This window comes from Streptomyces bottropensis ATCC 25435 (assembly GCF_000383595.1).
Classification (GTDB): Bacteria; Actinomycetota; Actinomycetes; order Streptomycetales; family Streptomycetaceae; genus Streptomyces; species Streptomyces bottropensis.
Map to the genome: position 1 here is coordinate 4,585,954 of NZ_KB911581.1, position 22,049 is coordinate 4,608,002.

The window sequence follows — 22,049 nt, forward strand, 5'->3', positions numbered from 1 at the left end:
GCCGCACGGCTCGCGCACGGTTCTCAGGGCATGCGCGCGCGGCCCTCATGGCTTGCGGGCCACCCCGCCCACCGCGATCACCTCGCCGGATCCGCCGGCCGCCGTGGGGTCCGGCCGCCAGTCGTTCAGCGGGACCACCCCCGGCGGCAGCAGTTCCAGACCGTCGAAGAAGCCGGCGAGTTCGGCCGGGCCGCGCAGGTGGTAGGGGGCCGCGCCGCTCTCGTTGTAGCCGCGGGTGGCTTCGGCGTTGTCCTCGTGGGTGTCCACGCTGTCGTTGAACGCGAGGTAGCTCCCGGACGGCAGGGCGGCCATGAGGGAGCCGACGATGGAACGGGCCTCGTCATAGTCGGCTATGTGCCCGCTGACCTGCATCATCGTCAGCCCGACCGGCTGGGAGAGGTCCAGCGTCCTGGCCGCCTCCCGCAGGACCGTCCGCGGGTCGTGCAGATCGGCGTCGACGTAGTCGGTCGCCCCCTCGGGGGTGCTGGTGAGCAGCGCCCGCGCGTGGGTCAGGACCAGCGGGTCGTTGTCCACGTAGACGATCCGCGCCTCCGGGGCCACCCGCTGGGCGATCTCGTGGGTGTTGTCGGCGGTCGGCAGACCGGTGCCGATGTCCAGGAACTGGCGGATGCCCGCCTCGGCGGCGAGATGGGTGACCGCGCGGCCGAGGAAGGCCCGGGAGTCGCGGGCCAGGTCGGTGATGCCGGGGAACACCGCGCGGAAGGCGTCGCCCGCCGCGTGGTCGACGGGATAGTTGTCCTTGCCGCCCAGCCAGTAGTTCCAGATGCGGGCCGAGTGCGGCACCGTCGTGTCGATCCTGGCGGTCGAATCCGTCCACGGACGTAACGAGTCCTGCGCCACCGGGCGGCCTCCTCGGGGAAAGCGGTGATATGCCAACGGCAAGGTGCCGCCATGAAAATGGTGCCGCCCCGGACGGGGCGGCACCACCTCCCTTCGCTCATTGGCTCACACGGACCACCTTCAGCTTCGGCGAGGACAGGATGTCCTTCTCGCAGAAGCGGGACGTCACCCACCTCTCCGCCGCGAACAGCCGCGTCTGGTCCAGGTGGTGCGGCGAGTTCGGGTTGGAGGACTGCGAGTACGTCAGCAGCGTGCGGGCCACCGGGCAGCGGCCGCCGTCCCAGCCGACCGCCTGAATATGGCTGGAACCCGACGAGACCTCCGGGTAGCCGCCCTCGGCCGGACGCCAGGACGACTCGATCTTGTTCCACACGCCCAGCGACTCCGTGCCGCCGGACACGGGGATGCGTCGACCGTCGCGTACGACGAACTGGTGGTCGCCGAGCTTCGCGTCCAGGGGTATGCCGGCCGCCCGCAGTTCCGTCACCGTCTCCGCGAGGGCCGTCCCGAAGCCGGGCACGTCGGTGTTCAGCGTGTTCGGGGTGCCGACCGGGTCCGCCGCCGAGAACGGCACCTTCCACAGCTGCGCGCGCGGCACCACGGCGTTCAGCCGTCGCCAGAACCGGTCGAAGAGCAGCGCGCCCCGGCTGTCGCTGTCGGCGGTCCGGTTCCAGGCGCGCAGCACCCGGCACGCCTCGGAGACGTCGACCGCCTGGCCGTCACCCGTGCTCGCCGTGCCGCCCGGCAGCGCGGCACACGCCCGCGCCGCGTCCCGGGCGGCGAGGTCGGCCGCGGGCACCCGGTTCGCGAACTGCTGCCGCTGCAGGTCCCGTACGGTCAGGCCGCCCTCGTCCGCCATCGCCGCCACGTCCTCGATCGCGCCGCGTGTGCGCATCGAGCGCTGCGTGCCGAGGTTGCCGAAGACCCGCTCGTACCCGGTCAGCGGCTGGTCCGCGTTGGCCAGCCACGCGCTGTCGTTGGAGTTCTCCGCGTACGGCGCGTCCTTCAGCGTCGGCATCTTCGCGGGCCCGAAGATCCCCGGCTGCACGGCGTCGGCGTCACTGCCGAGCGCGCAGTCGGCCCGGGAACCGTCCAGGATCGCGACGCCCGCCGAGGGATACGTGGCCCTGCCCAGGGGCGTCGAGCAGCGGGCCGCCAGGTCGTCGGTGATCCGGGGCAGCGTCTGCGACTGGGTGAACAGGGTGTGTCCGGCGGAGTCCGCGGCCACGGTGTTCACCCAGGGCAGGCCCTGGTGCCGGGCGAGGGACCTGAGGACGTCCGCCGTGCCGCCGGCCTTGGCGAAGCCCAGCGAGGTGTCGGTGAAGCGGATGTTCGCCGTGTTGGGGTCGTTCAGCGCGTACGCGGTGCCGGCCGTCCAGGGGAGCGGGAGATCGGCACCGAGCGAGGTGACGACCGGGCCGTAGCGGGTCCACCACTGGGTACGGGTGACCGGGGAGCCGTCCTTGACGCCGACGGTCACGGTCCGCTTCGTCATCCGCTCCGCCGCGCCGTCCACCAGGTACGTGGTCGGGTCGGCCGGGTCCAGCGTCAGCTGGTGGACGTTCATGGGGACGCCGGTCGCCACGGTGTGGCTCCACGCGACCTTCGCGTTGAAGCCGATCTGGGTGATCGGCGAGCCGAGCAGCGACCCTCCCGAGACGTTCAGCTCCCCGGGGATGGTCTGCTGCGCCTGCCAGAACCGACGGCCGCCGGCCCACGGATAGTGCGGGTTGCCCAGCAGCAGGCCGCGGCCGTTCGCGGTGGTGTCGCCGCGGAAGGCGACGGCGTTCGACCCCATGTCCGCGTCGGCGGCGTCGAACAGTTCGCGCGCGGCGCGGGCGGCGGCCGCGGGGTCCGCGGCGGTGGCCCTGTCCGTGGTGCCGGGGACCGGCGGCTGCGCGGTGGTGATGGCGTCCACCAGGCGCCCCTCGCCGCCGAGCACGGCGAGGGCGTACGCGCGGGAGAAGACGTCGAGCGTGGAGACCGGCCGCACCCAGGCGGCGCCCTCGCAGGCCGGGTCGGTGATCCGGTTCTTCCTCAGCCACGCGTTGTAGCCGGCCGCCCAGCCCCGCATCAGGTCCTTGACCGCACGGCTCGGCCCGAGCGGTTCGGGCCGGTCCAGCAGCCGCTGTACGGTGCCCGCGTCCCGGACGCCCCGGAAGTACAGGTCGCTGGTGAGGTTCTTGGAGGCGGAGGAGAGGGAGAAGTCGGGTGCCGCGTCGGGCCCGAAGTGGCGGGAGCGCTCCCCCCTCACGGTCACGAACCCGTCGGCGAGGACACACACCTGGTCGGCGGCCTGCGCCCAGCCGGTCCCGAAGCCGAGGTTCGCGTAGTCCTTCGCGACGATGTGCGGTACGCCGTACTCGGTGTAGCGGATCACGGCGGACAGGCCGCCGTGGGAGGTCCGGCGCTCACCGGTTCGCGCGTCGTCGGCGGTGGCCGAGGGCAGGACGGCGAAGGCGGTGAGCAGGGCGACGGCCGAGACCACCGACTGTCTGAGGCGGGTGCGCATACGGGCTCCCAACATCGTTGTGGAAAAGGATGGTTGAGCATGTCGACACGTGTCTGCGTAGTCCATACGGGTGCGGGATCTTCCCTCAAGGTGACTCGTCGTCCGGCGGTCGGAGTTGAGCCACTTCTCGCCATGCGTGCCGGATTCCGGCCGCGCGGGTGGCGCGCTTGACCTCGCTCGTGGGACGGAACGAGGATCGGGCGTCGGAAACGTGGACGAAGGAGCGGGAAACATGACGGCAGGCCGCAGTGTGACGGTCGACGGGACGCTGCGCCGCAGCGCCCGGCGGGTTCCCGCCCGCGTCGCGATCCACTACGGCGAGCGGTCGTGGACCTACGCCGAACTGGACGACGCGGTCTCCCGCGCGGCCCGCGCCCTGCGCGACACCGGACTGCGGCCCGGCGACCGGGTCGCCGCCTACGGCCACAACTCGGACGCCTATCTCATCGCCTTCCTGGCCGCCGCCCGCGCCGGCCTGGTGCACGTCCCCGTCAACCAGAACCTCACCGGCGACGACCTCGCCTACCTCCTCGACCAGTCCGGCAGCACCCTCGTCCTCACCGATCCCGACCTGGCCGGCAACCTCCCCGAGGGCACCCGCGCCCTGCCCCTGCGCGACGCGGACGACTCGCTCCTCGTACGACTCGCCGGCACCGAGCCGTACGACGGCGAGGAGCCCCGGGCCGAGGACCTTGTCCAGCTCCTGTACACCTCGGGCACGACCGCGCTCCCCAAGGGCGCGATGATGACGCACCGCGCGCTGGTCCACGAGTACCTCAGCGCGATCGCCGCCCTCGACCTCCAGGCGGGCGACCTGCCCGTGCACTCCCTGCCGCTGTACCACTCCGCCCAGATGCACGTCTTCCTGGTGCCCTACCTCGCGGTCGGTGCCACGAACACGATCCTCGACGCCCCCGACGGCGACCGGATCCTCGACCTCGTGGAGGAGGGCCGCGCCGACAGCTTCTTCGCCCCGCCCACGGTGTGGATCGCCCTCGCGGGCCGCCCCGACTTCGACACGCGTGACCTCGGCGGCCTGCGCAAGGCGTACTACGGGGCGTCGATCATGCCGGTGCCCGTCCTGGAGCGGCTCCGGGAGCGGTTGCCCAAGCTGGCCTTCCACAACTGCTTCGGGCAGAGCGAGATCGGCCCGCTGGCGATGGTCCTCGGACCGCACGAGCACAAGGGGCGCATGGACTCCTGCGGGCGTCCCGTCATGTTCGTCGAGGCGAAGGTCGTCGACGAGGACGGCGAGGAGGTGCCCGACGGCACTCCCGGCGAGATCGTCTACCAGTCGCAGCAGCTCTGCGAGGGCTACTGGGAGAAGCCGGAGGAGACCGCCGAGGCGTTCCGCGACGGCTGGTTCCACTCCGGGGACCTCGCCGTGCGCGACGCCCACGGCTTCTTCACCGTCGTCGACCGCGTGAAGGACGTCATCAACTCCGGCGGCGTGCTCATCGCCTCGCGCCAGGTGGAGGACGCGCTCTACACCCATGAGGCGGTCGCCGAGGTCGCGGTGATCGGCCTGCCCGACGACCACTGGATCGAGGCCGTCACGGCGGTCGTCGTACGGCGGGGAGAGGTCACGGAGGACGAACTCCTCGCCCACGCCCGCGAGAAGCTCCCGCACTTCAAGGCACCCAAGTCGATCCACTTCGTGGACGCGCTGCCGCGCAACGCGAGCGGGAAGATCCTCAAACGGGAGCTGCGGGACCGCCTCACGCGGACGTGAGTGCCGGCGGCGTCGTGAACCCCGTTGCGGCGCACACCGCCCGTCCTCGAAGATCGACACCATGCCGGCCTTCACCGCACCCGACGGAACCGAACTCGCCTACCACCTGCGAGGCGAGGGCGACCCGTTGATCGTCCTCCCCGGCGGAGCGATGCGCGCCTCCGCCTACCTGGGCGACCTCGGCGGTCTGACGGCCCACCGGCGCCTGGTCCTGCTCGACCTGCGCGGAACGGGCGACTCGGCCGTCCCCGCCGATCCCGCGACCTACCGCTGCGACCGCCAGGTCGACGACGTGGAAGCACTCCGCGCCCACCTGGGCCTGGACCGCGTGGACCTGCTCGCCCACTCGGCCGGCGGCAACCTGGCCACGCTCTACGCGGCCCGCCACCCCGAGCGCGTCTCCCGTCTGGCGCTGATCACCGCCACCCCCTGGGCGGTGGGCCTGCCGGTGACCGTCGAGGACCGCCTCGCCGCCGCCCGCCTGCGCGAGGGCGAACCGTGGTTCGCCGAGGCGTACCCGGCCTTCGAGGCCGCCTGGACCGGCCACGGCCCCTTCGCCGACGCCATGATGCCGCTGTTCTACGGCCGTTGGGACGACACCGCCCGCGCCCACATGGCCGCCGAGGAGGACCAGACGAACGACGAGGCGTCCACGGTCTACGGCTCCGCGGGCGCCTACGACCCGCCCGTCACCCGAGCCGCCCTCACCGCACTGCGGGCGCCGGCCCTGGTGTACGCGGGCGAACTCGACACCGGCCCCCCGCCCGCACTCGCCCACCGCGCGGCCGCCTTCTTCCCGGACGCGCGGTTCGTGGTCCAGCCGGGCGGCGGCCACTTCCCGTGGCTGGACGACCCAGAGTTCTTCGTCGACCGTGTGACGGCCTTCCTCGACGGGCGGTGAGTCCATCGCGGAAGCGAAACCCCGCCGTGGAGTACGGCACCCGGGCCCTCGCCGCACACGGGCGAGCGGTTACCGCAGGGGTCAGGCGGAGGCCCTGGAGATCCTCGGGTGGGCCGCGGCGACGACCTCCGGCGCCGACCCGTCGCCGTACTGGACCGCGGCCCTGGAGATCTTCGACGCCCTTCGGCACCAGCGGCAACGGCCCTGCGGCACCGGCTGGCCGCCGGGCGGAGCTGACCGTGCGAGAGCCGCACGCGGTCAGTGCTCGGCCGCCACCGCCACCGACCGCGCCCAGCGGTAGTCCGCCTTGCCGCTGGGGGAGCGCTGGATCGCGTCGGTGAGGACCAGCTGGCGGGGGATCTTGTAGCCGGCGAGGCGGGCGCGGCAGTGGCTCTGGATGTCCTGGAGGGACGGCAGGTCCGCGCCCTCGCGTAGCTGGACCACGGCGGCGACGTGGTTGCCCCAGCGGGCGTCGGGCACCCCGGCCACCAGCGCGTCGTACACGTCGGGGTGGGCCTTCAGGGCCTGCTCGACCTCCTCCGGGTACACCTTCTCGCCACCGGTGTTGATGCACTGGGAGCCCCGGCCGAGGACCGTGACGACGCCCTCCTCGTCGACGGTCGCCATATCGCCGAGGAGCACCCAGCGTTCGCCGTCCCGCTCGAAGAAGGTCTCGGCGGTCTTCCGCGGGTCGTTGTAGTAGCCGAGGGGGACATGGCCGCGCTGGGCGACCCGGCCCGGCACGCCGACCGGCACGGGTTCGTACGTCACCGGATCCACGACCTGTGTCCGGGAGTGGACCCGTATCCGGAACCCGGCGCCGGCGCCCGAGTCCGCCGTCGCCGTGCCGTTGAAACCGGACTCCGACGACCCGAAGTTGTTCAGCAGCATCGCGTTCGGCACCAGGGCCTGGAACTGCCGCCGGACGGTCTCCGACATGATCGCCCCGGACGACGACACGCTGAACAGGGAGGAGCAGTCCGTGCCCCGCATCGGGCCGTCGAGCGCGTCGATGAGCGGGCGCAGCATGGCGTCGCCGACCAGCGACACACTGGTGACCTTCTCCTTCTCGATCGTCCGCAGGGCCTCCTCGGGCACGAACTTGCGGTGGATCACCACCCGTTGGCCGAAGTTGAACCCGATGAACGCGGTGAGCGTGGAGGTGCCGTGCATCAGCGGGGCCGTGGGGAAGAACGTGATCCCCTCGCCGCCGGCCGCGACGCGCTCGGCCAGCTCCTCCGGTGACTTCACCGGCTCCCCGGTGGGGGAGCCCCCGCCCAACCCCGAGAAGAACAGGTCCTCCTGACGCCACATCACGCCCTTGGGCATGCCCGTGGTGCCGCCGGTGTAGATGATGAACTGGTCGTCGCCGAAGCGCGCGGGGAAGTCCCGCTCGGCGGACGCGGCAGCCGCCGCGTCGGTGAAGTCGACCACGTCGAGCGGGGGCGCGTCCGGCGCGGGGGTCCCCACCCGCACCAGGTGCCGCAGCTTCTCCGTGCGCGGCAGCGTGGCCGCCACCCGCCCCGTGAACTCCGTGTCGAAGACCAGACCGGCCAGATCCGCGTCCCGGTAGAGGTAGACCAACTCCTCTTCCACATAGCGGTAGTTGACGTTGACCGGCACGATCCGGGCCTTCAGGCACCCGAGCGCGGTCTGCAGGTACTCGATGCCGTTGTACAGGTGCAGCCCCACGTGCTCGCCGGGCCGTATCCCGCTGTCGAGCAGATGGTGTCCGACCCGGTTGGCCGCCGCGTCCAGTTCCGCGTAGGTGAGCCGGTGCTCCGCGCCCGTGCCGGGGATGTCGAGATACGCGAGCGCCGCCCGGCCGGGCACCACGTCGACCACCGACTCGAACAGGTCGGCAAGGTTGTACTCCACCGCGCTCCTCCTGACCTCGCTGCCCCTCGGTTGCCGGTCATCAGAGCAAAGGGCGGCACAACTGTGAAGAGTCCCCGCACAGAAATCTGACTGTCTGTCAGAAACCCCTTGAAGTGCCGCCCCGTCTCCTGCAACCTGTTCTCGTTTCCTGTGGAGGGAGAACCCCGATGGGCGGCACCGAACACCTCACCGTGCGGCGCGAAGGCGGCACACTGGTGCTCACGCTCAACAGGCCCGAAGCCAAGAACGCGCTCTCGCTGCCGATGCTCGTCGGCCTGTACGACGGCTGGGTCCAGGCCGACGAGGACGAGGAGGTCCGCTCGATCGTCCTCACGGGAGCGGGCGGCGCCTTCTGCGCCGGGATGGACCTCAAGGCCCTCGCGGGCAAGGGGATGGAGGGACAGCAGTACCGGGACCGGCTCAAGGCCGACCCCGACCTGCACTGGAAGGCCATGCTCCGCCACCACCGGCCGCGCAAGCCGGTGATCGCCGCCGTCGAGGGGCACTGCGTCGCCGGCGGCACGGAGATCCTCCAGGGCACCGACATCCGGGTCGCGGGCGAGTCGGCGACGTTCGGCCTCTTCGAGGTCAGGCGCGGGCTCTTCCCGATCGGCGGCTCCACGGTCCGTCTCCAGCGGCAGATCCCGCGCACGCACGCGCTGGAGATGCTGCTCACCGGGCGGCCGTACAGCGCGCGCGAGGCCGCCGGGATCGGGCTGATCGGGCAGGTCGTGCCCGACGGCACGGCCCTGGCCAAGGCCCTGGAGATCGCCGAGCGGATCAACGCGTGCGGGCCGCTGGCCGTGGAGGCGGTGAAGGCGTCCGTGTACGAGACGGCCGAGATGACCGAGGCGGAGGGGCTGGCCGCCGAGTTGAAGCGGGGGTGGCCCGTCTTCGACACGGCCGACGCGAAGGAAGGGGCTCGTGCCTTCGCCGAGAAGCGGTCCCCCGTCTACAAGCGGGAGTAGGCGTCCGGCCGGTGCCGTGTCTCGGCTGCGGACCGGACGTGGCTGGTCGCGCAGTTCCCCGCGCCCCTGAAGGGGCGCCCCTGTCGCCCCTCTTTCGAAGGAGGCAAGCCCTGATGGCCGCGATCCTCAAGGCCCCGCTCACCGTAGAGTTTCCCTTCACCCGCTCCGTCGGCCCGGTACAGAGCGCCTTTCTCACCGGGCTGCGTGAGGGGACCGTCCTCGGTGTGCGCACCGGTGACGGGCGGGTCCTCGTGCCGCCCGTCGAGTACGACCCCGTCACCGCCGAGGAGATTCGCGATCTCGTCGAGGTCGCCCCCACTGGGACAGTCACCACCTGGGCCTGGAACCACGACCCCCGTCGTGGCCAGCCCCTCGCCACCCCCTTCGCCTGGGTACTGGTGCGGCTCGACGGCGCCGACACGGCCCTGCTCCACGCCCTCGACGCGCCCGGCCCCGACGCCGTCCGCACCGGCATGCGCGTCCGCGTCCGGTGGGCCGAGGAACGGTCCGGCGCCATCACGGACATCGCCTGCTTCGAGCCGTACGCCGGGCAGGCGGCAAAACCGGCGGGCCACAGCGGCGAGTTCGAGGACGCGGTCACCGGGATCGTCGCCCCCGCCCGCCTCGACTACACCTACTCGCCCGGCCGCGCCCAGACCGGCTACATCAACGCCCTCGGCGGCCGCCGCACGGTCGGTGAACGCTGCCCCTCCTGCCGCAAGGTGTACGTCCCGCCGAGGGGCGCCTGCCCGACCTGCGGGGTGGCCACGGCCGAACAGGTGGAGGTCGGGCCCGGCGGGACGGTCACCACGTTCTGCATCGTCAACATCAAGGCGAAGAACCTGGACATCGAAGTCCCCTACGTCTACGCCCACATCGCCCTCGACGGCGCCGGACTCGCCCTGCACGGCCGGATCGCCGGCATCCCCTACGACCAGGTGCGCATGGGACTGCGCGTCGAGCCGGTGTGGACCGAGGGGGCCCGCTACCCCGACCACTACCGGCCCACCGGCGAACCCGACGCGGACTACGAGACGTTCAGGGAGACGCTGTGACACGCGAGGCAGCACGAGAGGCGGGCGCACGTGACATCGCCGTCGTCGCCTTCGCCCAGACCGACCACCGGCGCACCAGCGACGACGTCTCCGAGGTGGAGATGCTCATGCCGGTGCTCCACGAGGTCATGGAGGCCACCGGACTGAAGACCGCCGACATCGGCTTCACCTGCTCCGGCTCCAGCGACTACCTCGCGGGCCGGGCATTCTCCTTCACCCTGGCCCTCGACGGCGTGGGCGCCTGGCCGCCGATCTCCGAGTCGCACGTCGAGATGGACGGGGCGTGGGCGCTGTACGAGGCCTGGGTGAAACTGCGGACCGGCGACGCCGACACTGCGCTCGTCTACTCCTACGGCAAGTCCTCGCCCGGATCGGTACGGGACGTCCTGACCCGGCAGCTCGACCCCTACTACGTGGCCCCGCTGTGGCCCGACTCCGTCGCCCTCGCCGCACTCCAGGCGCAGGCGCTCATCGACGCGGGCACCACGGACGAGCCGGCACTGGCGGCCGTCGGGGCCCGCAGCCGCGCCGACGCCGCCGCCAACTCCCACGCCCAGCTGCGGGGTTCGGTGCCGCAGGGGGACTATCTCGTACGGCCGCTGCGCACCGGGGACTGTCCGCCCATCGGCGACGGCGCCGCCGCCGTGATCCTCGCGGCGGGGGACCGGGCCCGTGACCTGTGCGAGCGGCCCGCCTGGATCCGGGGCATCGACCACCGCATCGAGGCGCACGGCATCGGCGTACGCGATCTCACCGACTCGCCGTCCACCCGGCTCGCCGCCGAGCGCGCCGGAGCGTTCGCCCGCCCGGTGGACACCGCCGAACTGCACGCGCCGTTCAGCTCCCAGGAGGTGATCCTGCGCGAGGTGCTGGGGCTCGACGACAGGGTGCGCGTCAATCCGTCGGGCGGGGCCCTGGCCGCCAACCCGGTCATGGCCGCCGGCCTCATCAGGATCGGCGAGGCCGCCGCCCGCATCCACCGGGGCGAGTCCGACCGGGCGCTGGCACACGCCACCTCCGGCCCCTGTCTGCAGCAGAACCTGGTCGCCGTCCTCGAAGGGGATCCCCGATGAGCAAGGAGCCCGTGGCCGTCGTAGGCGTCGGCCAGACCAAGCACGTGGCGGCGCGCCGGGACGTGTCGATCGCCGGGCTCGTCCGCGAGGCCGCCCGACGGGCCCTGGACGACGCCGAGTTGACGTGGGCCGACGTCGAGGCCGTCGTCATCGGCAAGGCGCCCGACTTCTTCGAGGGCGTCATGATGCCCGAGCTGTATCTCGCGGACGCGCTCGGCGCGGTCGGCAAGCCCATGATGCGGGTGCACACGGCCGGCTCGGTGGGCGGTTCGACCGCGCTGGTCGCCGCGAGCCTGGTCGCCGCCCGCGTCCACGGCACCGTGCTGACCCTCGCCTTCGAGAAACAGTCCGAGTCGAACGCCATGTGGGGCCTGTCCCTGCCGATCCCGTTCCAGCAGCCGCTGCTGGCCGGCGCCGGAGGCTTCTTCGCCCCGCACGTGCGGGCGTACATGCGGCGCAGCGGCGCCCCCGACACCGTCGGCTCCCTGGTCGCGTACAAGAACCGCCGCAACGCGCTGAAGAACCCCTACGCCCACCTCCACGAGCACGACATCACGCTGGAGAAGGTCCAGGCCTCGCCCATGCTGTGGGACCCGATCCGCTACTCCGAGACCTGCCCGTCCTCCGACGGGGCCGTCGCCATGGTCCTCACCGACCGTGCGGGGGCCGCCCGGGCGCCCCGGCCCGCCGCGTGGATGCACGGCGGCGCGATGCGCAGCGAGCCCACGCTGTTCGCGGGCAAGGACAGCGTGTCGCCGCGCGCGGGACGGGACTGCGCGGCCGACGTCTACCGGCAGGCGGGCATCGCCGATCCCCGCCGGGAGATCGACGCGGTGGAGATGTACGTCCCGTTCTCCTGGTACGAGCCGATGTGGCTTGAGAACCTCGGCTTCGCCGCCGAGGGGGAGGGCTGGAAGCTCACCGAGTCCGGTGTCACCGAGCTGGACGGGGATCTCCCGGTCGACATGTCCGGCGGAGTCCTGTCGACCAACCCCATCGGTGCCTCCGGCATGATCCGTTTCGCGGAGGCCGCGCTCCAGGTGCGGGGCCTCGCGGGAGAACACCAGGTGGAGGGCGCCCGCCGGGTGCTCGGGCACGCCTACGGCGGCGGATCGCAGTTCTTCTCGATGTGGCTGGTGGGCGCCGAGCCGCCCACCTCCTGAACCTCCCCCTCACGTGGCCTGTCGGCGGTGGGGGCCGATCGCTAGTCTGGCGGGCGGACGACGAACCGGGAGGAGCACGGACGTGGCCGAGACCACCATGCAGCAGCGATCCCTCGAAGGCTGGCACAAACCGGCGGAACTGGACCTGAGCAACGCGGACTGGCGGTCGAGCAGCCAGGGGCGGGGAGATGTCCAGATCGCCTTCGTCGAGGGCTTCATCGCCATGCGCAACAGCGGCAGCCCCGAGAGCCCCTCGCTGATCTTCACCCCCGCCGAATGGGGCGCCTTCGTCTCGGGTGCCCGCGAAGGCGAGTTCGACCTGACCTGAGCGGTGGTACGCGTGGTGTCGCCGGGCCCTCGGAGCCCGACGGCGGCCACCGACGAGGAGGGGGTGGGACCGAGGATCCGAAGGCGGGAGCGAGCCTGCCCTGTACATTTGTTCGGTCAGGGGGCGCCGCAGAGGGCCCGCAGTGGCTCCGCTCCCTTGGAGAAGCAGTCTCATGAACGACGCCGTGCGCCGACGCCGGCAGGCGTTGTTCCTGGTCTTCCTGCTCGCCGGCATCTCGATGTCGTCGTGGGTGACCCGCACGCCCGCGATCCGGGACCGGCTGGACGTCTCCACCGCGCAGATGGGACTGGTCCTGTTCGGGCTGTCGCTCGGCGCGATGCTGGGGATCAGCTGTTCGGGGCGGCTGACGTCCCGATACGGGACACGCCCCGTGATCGTCTGGGGGACCTGGCTGCTGCTGGCCGGGATGGTCACGGTCTGCTTCGGCGGCTTCGCCGCGTCGGTGCCGCTGGTGACCACGGGCCTGTGCGCGTTCGGCGCCGGCATGGGCGTCGGGGACGTGGCGGTGAACGTCGACGGCGCCGACGTCGAACGGATCAGCGGACGCACCACACTGCCCCCGCTGCACGGCTTCTTCAGCCTGGGCACGGTGTGCGGAGCCGGTGCCGGAATGGCGGCGACGGCGGCCGGAGTCCCGGTCCACTGGCACCTCGCGGCGGTCGTCGCGCTGTCCGCCGCCCTCCTGCTCCACGCCGTGCGCGCCATCCCGGCGGGCACCGGACGCACCGCCCCCGCCGAGCCCCGGGACGACGGCCGCGCGGCGCGCCACCCGGCGGTCTGGAAGGACGGCAGGCTCCTCCTCATCGGCGCGATCGTGCTGGCCATGGCCCTGGCCGAGGGCTCGGCCAACGACTGGCTGCCCCTGCTCATGGTCGACGGGCACGGCATGGACCCCACCGCGGGCTCCCTCGTCTACGCCGGATTCGCCGCCGCCATGACGGTGGGCCGCTTCACCGGCACCCATGTCCTCGACCGGTACGGCCGCGTCACCGTGGTCCGCGCCAGTGCCGCCTCCGGCGCACTCGGCCTGCTCCTCGTCGTCGTCTCCGACAACCCCGCCGTGGCCGGTGCCGCCGTGCTGTTCTGGGGCCTCGGCGCCTCGCTCGGCTTCCCGCTGGCGCTCTCCGCCGCCGGGGAGTCCGGCCCCGACGAGACGGCCCGGGTCAGCCTGGTCGCCGTCATCGGCTACGTCGCCTTCCTCGTCGGACCGCCGGGGCTCGGCTTCCTCGGCGAGCACATCGGCCTGCGCCCCGCCATGCTCGTCGTCCTCGCCTGCGTCGCCTGCGCGGCGTTCCTGGCCCCCGCGGTCGACACCACCCGCCGGTCCACCGCCGCCGGCGGGGCGCCCCTCGCCGACGGCGCCCCCACCGGCTCCGGCTCGCCGGAACGCTCGCAGCCGTGACGGACGGCCCGCGACGCCACTGAACGGGAGTTGCCGCCCCCGTCCCGTCCCGGCGGCACCACGGGGAGGGTGCGCCGGCACCGCCCCCTGGATACGCCCCCGCCCCCACGGCTCCCTCGGCCCCACCGCCGCACAGCACGCCGTACCATTGCCGCATGTCCTTCCTCCGCCGCCGCAGCGCCACTCCCGCCGGTCCCGAATTCGACGTACTGGCCATGGATCCGGGCGACTGGCCGGGCAATCTCGGTGCCGGCCTGCTGCCCGCCCCCGACGGCAGCTGCCAGGGCGTCTTCCTGCGATACGACCTCTACGGCGGTCGCGGCCCCGCGATGATCATCGGCAACCTTCCGGAGGGCTCCCCGGCGCGCGAGGTCTCCGACGGCGAGATCCCCTTCGAGGTGAGCCAGCTGCTGATCGCGCTGGAGAACGAGGAGGACATCACCGTCGTCGGCTCCGAGGACATGCCGGTGATGCAGGGCGACAACCTCCTGATCGTCCGCCGCCTCAAGCTCTCCGAGTCCCGGATCTCCTGCGTCCAGTTCGACCGCAGCGACAACGTCCTGGTGACCATCGCCGCCTGGGACCGCCCCATCACCGACGACCTGTACGCACTGCTCAAGCCGCTCCCGGCGGAGCTGTTCCAGCAGGGCTGAGCGCAGCAGAGGACGGAAACGAGAAGGGCCGGGTGCGCACCCGGCCCTTCTCGTTTCCTCGTCCTCGGACGCTCTCACCTCACGCGGCGGGCAGCACCCGCACGTCCGCCGCCCGCACGAACGCCACCCGGTGGCCGAACTGGATCTCGTAGTAGAGGTCCTTGCCGACCACGACCCGGTGTCCGCTCGTGGCGAAGGAGACGGCGTAGTAGTACTCGCCGGGCACCTGGTCGCCGGCCACGTACCTCTGGTCCTTGAGGAGCTTGTACGGCAGCGGGGACACCGCCTGCGCGGGCACGCCCGCCGGGTACGCCGACTCCTCCGGGTAGGCGCGGCCGTACACCGGGACGTCCGCCAGGCCGGCCCGGGGCGTCACGAGCAGACCGGCCGCGCCGACCGCCGTCGGCTTGTCCTTCGGGTTCTTGAACCAGGCCTTCTGCCCCAGGTACCAGATCGCCGTCCAGTCGCCCTGCCGCTCGGCCACCGCGTAACTCTGCCCGGTGGAGACCCGTGAGCCGAGGTCGTTCACCCCGGTCGTCGAGGCGCTGCCGTCCGGCCGCAGTCCGATGTCCTTGATCAGGGGCGAGGTGGTGTCGGGCCGGGTGTACAGGCGTACGGCGCTGGAGCCGTGCACCGCACAGGAGCCGCCGCCGGACGTACAGCCGGTGAACACGGGCCGGTTGTCGGCGTAGTCCGGGCGGATGGTGACCATGGCGCTGTCGCTGCCGGACGTCGCGCCGAGGGGCGCGCCCAGCAGCTCGAAGTAGTGCCGCCAGTCCCAGTAGGGGCCCGGATCGGTGTGCATCCCCCGGACCGTCGCCGTCGTCGGGCCGGGCACCGTGTCGTGGCCCAGGATGTGCTGCCGGTCCAGCGGGATGCGGTGCTTGTCGGCGAGGTATCTCACCAGCCGCGCCGAGCTGCGGTACATCGCCTCCGTGTACCAGGCGTCGGGCGCGGCGAGGAACCCTTCGTGCTCCAGGCCGACCGACGCCGCGTTGACGTACCAGTTGCCGGCGTGCCAGGCCACGTCCTTGCTCTTGATGTGCTGCGCGATGTGACCGTCCGTGGAGCGCAGCGAGTAGTGCCACGACACGTATGTCGGGTCCTGGACCAGTTCGAGGGTGGTGTCCCAGTAGCCCTCGGTGTCATGGACGACGATGTACCGGACGCGCTGCGAGTTCGGCCGGTCGGCCAGGTCGTGGTTGCCGTAGTCGTTGTCACCGAACTCCTGGTACGGCGCCGGGATCCACTCGCAGGACACCGTCGTCGGACACTCCGTGCCGCCCGCGGCCGAGGGGCGCAACCCCGCCCGGGACAGCTGCCCGGAGCCGGGGCGCAGGCCCGGCTCGGCGTCGAGCGACACCCGCTGGCCGGCGTCCGTGACGCGCTCGGCGCCGTCGCGGATCACCGCGAACACCTCGTTCGCGTACGCCGCGGCCGTCGCCCGGTCGTCGGCGCCGGAGAAGCGGGCCACCGCCCCGTACCAGTCCGCCGGATCGGAGCTGGGCCGCGCGCCCAGCTCCCGCTGCGCGGCGGCGAGCAGCGCGGCACCGCCCGCCACGTTCGCGCCGGGGTCGGTGCGCAGTGTCCGTGCGGACAGACCGGTCAGTTCGGCGGCCCGCGTCAACGTCGCCAGCCGAGCGGGCAGTCGGGCGGGGTCGGGCAGGCCGGCCTCGGCGACCAGGGGCCGCCGGGAGTCGTCACCGCGCGCGTCCTCGGTGCCCTCGCTGTGGTGCGGGGCCTCGGCCAGGGCCGTACGCGCGTCGGTGAGGTGCATGGGGCCGTAGCCGCCGGTGACGCTCGGCGCGCCGCCGTGCGTGTCCCAGCGGGACTGGAGATAGGAGACACCGAGCAGGACCTCGCGCGGTACGCCGTACTCGGCGGCCGCCGCGCCGAAGGCGCCCTGGAGGCGAGCCGTGGCGGCGGACGCCTGGCCGGCGGGCGGGGCCGCGCCCAACAGGGGAAGCAGCAGGACGGCGGGGGCTGCGGCGAAGGCTGTTCTGCGGATACGTCCGGGGTGCGGGATGGGCCTGCGGTCGGTCGGGGAACCTCGCAAGGCGGCCTCCTGTAACGGTGGGGCGTTGGCGGGGGCGTGCGGGACCGAACGGCACCGGTGCTGCCGATCGGCCGACGATCCGTCAATCATGCCCGCAGAAGGCCCGTTCCCCGGTGATTGCCGACCCCGCGACCACGAACGCCGCGCGCGCTGACGGTTTCGCCCGCACCCGGAGGCGGGGTCCGCCGACACGACGAAGGTCCGCGGTGCACCCCTTGTACAGGGGCGCACCGCGGACCTTCCCACCCTTCAGCGCGTGCCGACCGCCGCCCGGACGGCCTTGCGGGCCAACTGGCAGTCGTCGTGCAGCCGCCTGAGCAGCAACCGCTGTTCCTCGCCGGACGGCGCGGCGGCCGGGTGGGCCGCGCCCGGCGCCGCCGGGGTCGCGTCGTGCATCGAACGCTGCACGGCGGTTTCGTAGGTACGGATCTCCCGTGTCAGGACGAGCATCAGGTTCACCAGGAACGCGTCTCGCGAGGCCGGGCCCGCGGACTGCGCCAGCTGACTGATCTGCCGCCGCGCCACCGGCGCGTCCCCGAGCACCGCCCACAGCGTGGCCAGGTCGTACCCCGGCAGATACCACCCCGCGTGTTCCCAGTCCACCAGCACCGGACCGGCCGGTGAGAGCAGGATGTTCGACAGGAGGGCGTCGCCGTGGCAGAACTGGCCCATGCCCTGACGACCCGACGCGTGCGCGATGCCGTGCAGGAGTTTCTGCAGGTCCCCCATGTCCCGGTCGGTGAGCAGACCCAGCTCATGGAAGCGGGAGATCCGCTCCGCGTAGTCCAGCGGGGCGTCGAAGGTCCCCGTCGGTGGCCGCCACGCGTTCAGCCGGCAGATCGCGCCGAGCGCCGCCCGGATGTCGGCACGCGGCGGCGCCTCCACCGGATGCCGCTGCAGGGCCGCCACCCGGCCCGGCATCCGCTCGATGACCAGGGTGCAGTTGTCCGGATCCGCTGCGATCAGCCGCGGCGCCCGCACCGGGGGGCGGTGTCGGACGAACGAGCGGTATGCCGCTATTTCGTGCCGTAGCCGCTCCTCCCAGATGGAGGAATGGTCCAGTAAGCACTTGGCGACGGCAGTGCTGCGGCCGGTCGTCCCGACGAGCAGCACCGAGCGGCCGCTGCGGCGCAGTACCTGGACCGGGGTGAACTCCGGGCAGATGCGGTGCACCGAGGCGATCGCCGTGCGCAGCTGTGCGCCCTGGGGGCCGGACAGATCGAGTCTGCCGCTGAGCGGCTGGGTGCCGAGGCCCGGCACGCGCCGCGCCCGGCCGGCACCGAGCACCGGGGCCGCCGTACGCGTGGGGTCGAGGTAGGGGCCGCCGCCGCCCGGCTGGCGGGGGTGCAGCGACCGGGGGGGAGCGGACACGGAGGACGATGCTGCGTACATGGGGGAAGACAGATCCCTTCGTGTGCCGGCAATGTCACGCGCTGCCCGCCCCGGTCGTCCGGGGACACCCTGGGGAGTGCCCGTCGGGGCGACCGGGTCGGGGTGGCGCTTTCCTACCTGACACCGGATGGGCCCTGGCACACCATGTAGCGCACCCTGGCGAAGCCTGGCGAATAGTCCCCGTGCAACTGACAGCGGGCTACATTCAACTCAGCCGAGAACCTGGGGGCTTGACGTGAGCGGACAACCCAACAACCGACTCGCAGACCTGTTCGGCCTGGCCGGCTGGTCCAAGGGAGAGCTCGCGAGGCTGGTCAACCGGCAGGCGGCGGCCATGGGCCACCCCCAGCTGGCGACCGACACCTCACGGGTACGGCGGTGGATCGACACGGGAGAGATCCCGCGCGATCCCGTGCCGCGGGTGCTGGCGGCCCTGTTCACCGAGCGTCTCGGCCGTGTCGTGACCATAGAGGACCTCGGTCTGGTCCGGCACGGGCGTACGGGGAAACGGCGGGGCGGCGGGAATGTGGAACATCCCGACGGCGTGCCGTGGGCGCCCGAACGGACTGCCGCGGTCCTCACCGAATTCACGGGAATGGACCTCATGCTCAACCGACGCGGCTTGGTGGGCGCGGGTGTCGCGCTCACCGCGGGACCTGCTCTCAGCAGCGCCATGCACGACTGGCTGCACACCGATCCGGCCCTGGTGGCCGACGCCCCCGACCTCGACAACCCCCTGCACGCCGACCCCGCCGGGTTCGACCGCTACGAGGCCGCCCCCATCGGGGTGCAGGAGATCGAGGAACTGGAGCGCTCGGTCGAGGTGTTCCGGGCGTGGGACGCGGCCCGGGGCGGCGGACTGCAACGCAAGGCTGTCGTGGGACAGCTCAACGAGGTGGGAGGCATGCTCTCCTACCACCACCCCGAACGCATCCAGCGGCGCCTGTGGGGCGTCGCCGCCAATCTCGCCGTTCTCGCGGGCTGGATGTCGCACGACATCGGCCTCGAACCCACCGCCCAGAAGTACTTCATCATCGCCGCCCACGCGGCCCGGGAGGGCGGTGACCGGCCCCGCGCGGGCGAGGCCCTGTCCCGGGCGGCCCGACAACTGGTGCACCTCGGCAAGCCCGACGAGGCGCTCGACCTCATGAAGCTCGCCCAGTCCGGCTCCGGCGAGCAGGTGCTGCCGCGCACCAAGGCCATGCTCCACACCGTCGAGGCCTGGGCCCAGGCGTCCATGGGCAAGGGCCAGGCCATGCGCCGCACCCTGGGGCAGGCCGAGGACCTGTTCGTCTCCGACCGGTCGGACGTGCCGCCGCCCAGCTGGATGCAGATGTTCAAGGAGGAGGACCTCTACGGCATGCAGGCCCTGGCCTACCGCACCCTCGCGGAGCACGACCCGGCCGCGGCCAAGCAGGCCCGGTACTACGCGCAGAAGGCACTGGAACTGCGCGTCGACGGCCGGCAGCGGTCCAAGATCTTCGACTTCCTGTCCATGGCCTCGGCCTGCTTCATCGGCGACGACCCCGAACAGGCGGACCGGTACGCCCGCCTCGCTTTGATGTCGATGGGTTCCAACTCCTCCCACCGCACCTGGGACCGGCTGCGTCAGATGTACCGGCTCACCGGTCAGTACTCCAGCTATCCGAAGATCCGGGAGCTGCGGGAGGAGCTCAAACTCGCTCTGCCCAAGCCGCAGTCGAAGAACAGGGGCGACATCGCGCCGGCGTGAGCGCGGCGAACGGTCCCCGGGCCGTCCGGAGCCGATGCCGGCACTTCCTCAGGAGCTGACCCTGGCGACGAGTACACAGGCGTCGTCCGCACGCTCGGCCTCGCCGAACTCCTCCACCACAGTCCGTACACATTCCTGGGCCGTACGGGCCCCGCCGAACCGTGGGGCCAGGTCCAGCAGCCGCTGCGCGGCGGCCTCTCCATCGCGCCGGGGGACCAGCCCGTCGGTGTGCAGGAGCAGCAGGTCGCCCTGTTCGAGCGTCACTTCGGCCTGCCCGTAGACGGCACCCGAGGTCGCTCCGAGCAGGACGCCGTCCGGCGCCGTCAGCACCTGCCCCGTCCCGTCGCGGAACAGCAGCGGGGCGGGGTGTCCCGCCTGTGCCCACACGAGGGTGCGGGTCTGCGGCCGGTAGCGGCAGCAGACGGCGCTGCCGAGGGCCGGTTGCACGGTGCTGTCCAGTAACTGGTTGAGACAGGCCATCAGCCGGCCCGGCTCGGTGCCCGCCATCGCCATGCCGCGCAGGGCGCCGATCAGCATCGCCATGCCCGAGGTGACGGTCACGCCGTGACCGGTGAGGTCGCCGACGCTCAACAGGCTCTCGCCGCCGGGCAGTTCCAGGGCGTCGTACCAGTCGCCGCCGATGAGCGCGCTCGTCGAGCAGGGCAGGTAGTGGGCGGCCAGGTCCAGCCTCTCGGGGCCCCGCCGGGGGAGGCGCAGGGAGGCGCGCCACGGTGGCAGCACGGCCTCCTGCAGTTCGACCGCGAGGCGGTGCTCGGTCTGTGCGATGTGCCGTTGGCGGTGCAGCGAGTCGCGGCTCTCGCTCTCCGCGCGCTGGCTGCGCCGCAGTTCGCTGACGTCCCGCAGGACGGCCCACATCGAGGCGGTGGCGCCGTCGTCGTCGAGCACCGGCTCGCCCATCATGTGCACGGTGCGCACCCCGCCGTCGGGGAGCACGACCCGGAATTCCCCGTCGATGCGCTTGGCGTCGATCAGACAGTCCGTCACCATCGCGGTCAGGGTCGGCCGGTCCTCGTCGAGCACCAGCGACGGCAGTTCGTCGAGGGTCAGTGGTGGCGAGGCGGGGTCGCGGCCGAGGATCTGGTACAGCTCCCCGGACCAGCCCGCCTCGTCCGTGAGCAGGTTCCATTCGGCGCTGCCGACCCGGCTGAGCAGCGACGTGCGCGTCGGGGGCGCCGAGGGCGGCGCGACCTGGGGCTCGGGGGCCGGCGGCAAGGTGGGGCCGTCCCTCAGCTGGGCCAAGTGGTCGTCGAGGTCGCTGAGTTGGTGCAGGGCCAGGTCGTAGAGCGCGCGCTGCCAACGGACCTCGGGGTCCCCTCCGTCGGCGGGCGCGTCGCGTCGTACGGCGTCCACCTCGCCGCGCAGCCGTCGCGTCTGCGTGATGAGCGCGTCGACCGTGCCGCGGCGGGGCGGCTGGGCGCCGGGACGATCCGCAGAGAGAGGGGACGGCATCACGTACTCCGATGGGGGACGGTACGACCAACGCTGACGTAAGGGCCGATTACGACTGTTGCACAGCCCTCGACGCGCTGTAAGGGATTTGGCAAGACACGATGCGGTGGTGCTTGCGGCATATGCCACCGTCCTCGCGGTCGGGGTCGTCCACTGCGCGCCGGTATGCGTCCACGGGCATCAAGTCGTAGGAATGGTACGTGACTTGGCGGATCATCGACCGCCCGCACACTTCTTTCATTCCCGTGTTCGAGGGGCATATGTACGAGCCTCGTGGCGGGAAATCAAGTGACTTGGGTCACAGTGATGAATCCAGGAAGCCGCGGGTCACGAAAACCCTTCACGAGGTCGAGACGCACGTCGGCGCACGGGCCGGACGCGTCGCGGAAAGAGCTTCACCGAAACGGAGACCGTTCAATGACCGTCACGCTGGAACAGCCCGCCCGCGCTCTCCTCGTCACCGCCGAGGACCGGGAGGTGCCGGTGCCCGCGAGCCTGCGCTATTCCTCGGACGATCCGCTGGCCGTGCACCTCGACTTCCCGGCAGACATCTCGCTGAACGGCACCATGGTGACCTGGACCTTCTCCCGTGATCTGCTGGAGAAAGGGGTCGCGGCCCCGGCCGGCACCGGCGATGTGCACATCTGGCCCTGCGGCCGCCTGCGCACGGTGGTGGAACTGCGCTCCCCCTACGGCACCGCCCTGCTCCGGTTCGAGAAGGCGGCGCTCCAGCGCTTCCTGCTGCGCAGCTACGGCGTCGTCCCCGCCGGAAGGGAGGAGCTGGGCCCGGCGCTCGACCGGGGCCTGACGTCCCTCCTCGGCGGTGTGTGACACCCGCGCGGCTACGGTCGG

The 22,049-nt window shown here is 72.2% G+C and carries 17 protein-coding genes; 11 read left to right on the forward strand and 6 right to left on the reverse strand.

All coding sequences use genetic code 11. The features are described from left to right. Positions 1-45: 45 nt before the first annotated feature. Together STRBO_RS0120210 and STRBO_RS0120215 are read right to left on the reverse strand one after the other, a co-directional pair. The gene (locus STRBO_RS0120210; RefSeq protein WP_005474419.1) at positions 46-861 is read right to left on the reverse strand and encodes an SAM-dependent methyltransferase; all 816 of its coding nucleotides are present in this window, start codon (positions 859-861) and stop codon (positions 46-48) included. Positions 862-958: 97 nt separating this feature from the next. Then, positions 959-3,373, reverse strand: coding sequence for a penicillin acylase family protein (locus STRBO_RS0120215; RefSeq protein ID WP_020114686.1), 2,415 nt, complete (start codon positions 3,371-3,373; stop codon positions 959-961). A 232-nt stretch (positions 3,374-3,605) separates the two neighbouring features. Between STRBO_RS0120215 and STRBO_RS0120220 the strand changes: the two genes are divergently transcribed. After that, a complete protein-coding gene (locus STRBO_RS0120220; protein ID WP_020114687.1) occupies positions 3,606-5,105 on the forward strand; it encodes an acyl-CoA synthetase in 1,500 nt (499 codons plus the stop codon). A 61-nt stretch (positions 5,106-5,166) separates the two neighbouring features. Continuing rightward, positions 5,167-6,006 carry an alpha/beta fold hydrolase gene (locus tag STRBO_RS0120225; protein ID WP_005474411.1) on the forward strand — a complete coding sequence of 280 codons (840 nt, stop codon included), beginning with the start codon at positions 5,167-5,169 and terminating at the stop codon, positions 6,004-6,006. Positions 6,007-6,264: 258 nt separating this feature from the next. Here the strand turns inward: STRBO_RS0120225 and STRBO_RS0120230 are convergent, their stop codons facing one another. Continuing rightward, positions 6,265-7,884, reverse strand: a complete 1,620-nt coding sequence (locus STRBO_RS0120230) for an acyl-CoA synthetase (RefSeq protein ID WP_005474409.1) — start codon at positions 7,882-7,884, stop codon at positions 6,265-6,267. Between the two features lie 167 nt (positions 7,885-8,051). On the opposite strand from STRBO_RS0120230, the gene STRBO_RS0120235 reads away from it, so the two are divergent. The 7 genes from STRBO_RS0120235 to STRBO_RS0120265 all read left to right on the forward strand — a co-directional run bounded on the left by STRBO_RS0120235 (position 8,052) and on the right by STRBO_RS0120265 (position 14,547). Continuing rightward, positions 8,052-8,852, forward strand: a complete 801-nt coding sequence (locus STRBO_RS0120235) for a crotonase/enoyl-CoA hydratase family protein (protein WP_005474402.1) — start codon at positions 8,052-8,054, stop codon at positions 8,850-8,852. Positions 8,853-8,965: 113 nt separating this feature from the next. Continuing rightward, positions 8,966-9,907, forward strand: coding sequence for a Zn-ribbon domain-containing OB-fold protein (locus STRBO_RS0120240; RefSeq protein WP_005474400.1), 942 nt, complete (start codon positions 8,966-8,968; stop codon positions 9,905-9,907). Then, positions 9,904-10,980, forward strand: a complete 1,077-nt coding sequence (locus STRBO_RS0120245) for a thiolase domain-containing protein (protein ID WP_005474399.1) — start codon at positions 9,904-9,906, stop codon at positions 10,978-10,980. Before STRBO_RS0120240 ends, STRBO_RS0120245 begins: the two co-directional genes overlap by 4 nt. Then, positions 10,977-12,143 carry a thiolase domain-containing protein gene (locus STRBO_RS0120250; RefSeq protein ID WP_005474398.1) on the forward strand — a complete coding sequence of 389 codons (1,167 nt, stop codon included), beginning with the start codon at positions 10,977-10,979 and terminating at the stop codon, positions 12,141-12,143. The genes STRBO_RS0120245 and STRBO_RS0120250 overlap by 4 nt, the downstream gene beginning before the upstream one ends. An 82-nt stretch (positions 12,144-12,225) precedes the next feature. Continuing rightward, a complete protein-coding gene (locus STRBO_RS0120255) occupies positions 12,226-12,471 on the forward strand; it encodes a DUF397 domain-containing protein (protein WP_005474397.1) in 246 nt (81 codons plus the stop codon). Positions 12,472-12,571: 100 nt separating this feature from the next. After that, complete coding sequence (locus STRBO_RS0120260; protein WP_425336037.1) at positions 12,572-13,894, forward strand: MFS transporter; 1,323 nt, start codon at positions 12,572-12,574, stop codon at positions 13,892-13,894. 155 nt (positions 13,895-14,049) lie between these two features. Next, positions 14,050-14,547 (forward strand): hypothetical protein, encoded by a 498-nt coding sequence (locus STRBO_RS0120265; protein ID WP_005474395.1) that lies wholly within the window; start codon positions 14,050-14,052, stop codon positions 14,545-14,547. A 79-nt stretch (positions 14,548-14,626) separates the two neighbouring features. Here the strand turns inward: STRBO_RS0120265 and STRBO_RS0120270 are convergent, their stop codons facing one another. Beyond that, positions 14,627-16,603: an N-acetylmuramoyl-L-alanine amidase gene (locus STRBO_RS0120270; RefSeq protein ID WP_020114688.1), complete on the reverse strand. Its 1,977-nt coding sequence runs from the start codon at positions 16,601-16,603 to the stop codon at positions 14,627-14,629. Between the two features lie 249 nt (positions 16,604-16,852). Next, the gene (locus STRBO_RS0120275; RefSeq protein ID WP_005474392.1) at positions 16,853-17,995 is read right to left on the reverse strand and encodes an aminoglycoside phosphotransferase family protein; all 1,143 of its coding nucleotides are present in this window, start codon (positions 17,993-17,995) and stop codon (positions 16,853-16,855) included. A 235-nt stretch (positions 17,996-18,230) separates the two neighbouring features. Here STRBO_RS0120275 and STRBO_RS0120280 point away from each other — a divergent pair, with 235 nt between their 5' ends. Continuing rightward, a complete protein-coding gene (locus STRBO_RS0120280; protein ID WP_005474390.1) occupies positions 18,231-19,727 on the forward strand; it encodes a DNA-binding protein NsdB in 1,497 nt (498 codons plus the stop codon). A gap of 48 nt (positions 19,728-19,775) precedes the next feature. Here the strand turns inward: STRBO_RS0120280 and STRBO_RS0120285 are convergent, their stop codons facing one another. Next, on the reverse strand, positions 19,776-21,197 hold the full coding sequence (locus tag STRBO_RS0120285; RefSeq protein WP_005474388.1) for a PP2C family protein-serine/threonine phosphatase: 1,422 nt from the start codon (positions 21,195-21,197) through the stop codon (positions 19,776-19,778). Positions 21,198-21,614: 417 nt separating this feature from the next. On the opposite strand from STRBO_RS0120285, the gene STRBO_RS0120295 reads away from it, so the two are divergent. Beyond that, positions 21,615-22,028: an SsgA family sporulation/cell division regulator gene (locus STRBO_RS0120295; RefSeq protein ID WP_005474386.1), complete on the forward strand. Its 414-nt coding sequence runs from the start codon at positions 21,615-21,617 to the stop codon at positions 22,026-22,028. The last annotated feature ends 21 nt before the right edge of the window (positions 22,029-22,049 follow it).

Coding starts and splice junctions, on each gene's coding strand:
- STRBO_RS0120215 (WP_020114686.1), bottom strand. CDS start 3,373: ATGCGCACCCGCCTCAGACAGTCGGTGGTCTCGGCCGTCGCCCTGCTC.
- STRBO_RS0120250 (WP_005474398.1), top strand. CDS start 10,977: ATGAGCAAGGAGCCCGTGGCCGTCGTAGGCGTCGGCCAGACCAAGCAC.
- STRBO_RS0120285 (WP_005474388.1), bottom strand. CDS start 21,197: ATGCCGTCCCCTCTCTCTGCGGATCGTCCCGGCGCCCAGCCGCCCCGC.
- STRBO_RS0120265 (WP_005474395.1), top strand. CDS start 14,050: ATGTCCTTCCTCCGCCGCCGCAGCGCCACTCCCGCCGGTCCCGAATTC.
- STRBO_RS0120295 (WP_005474386.1), top strand. CDS start 21,615: ATGACCGTCACGCTGGAACAGCCCGCCCGCGCTCTCCTCGTCACCGCC.
- STRBO_RS0120220 (WP_020114687.1), top strand. CDS start 3,606: ATGACGGCAGGCCGCAGTGTGACGGTCGACGGGACGCTGCGCCGCAGC.
- STRBO_RS0120225 (WP_005474411.1), top strand. CDS start 5,167: ATGCCGGCCTTCACCGCACCCGACGGAACCGAACTCGCCTACCACCTG.
- STRBO_RS0120240 (WP_005474400.1), top strand. CDS start 8,966: ATGGCCGCGATCCTCAAGGCCCCGCTCACCGTAGAGTTTCCCTTCACC.
- STRBO_RS0120275 (WP_005474392.1), bottom strand. CDS start 17,995: ATGTACGCAGCATCGTCCTCCGTGTCCGCTCCCCCCCGGTCGCTGCAC.
- STRBO_RS0120235 (WP_005474402.1), top strand. CDS start 8,052: ATGGGCGGCACCGAACACCTCACCGTGCGGCGCGAAGGCGGCACACTG.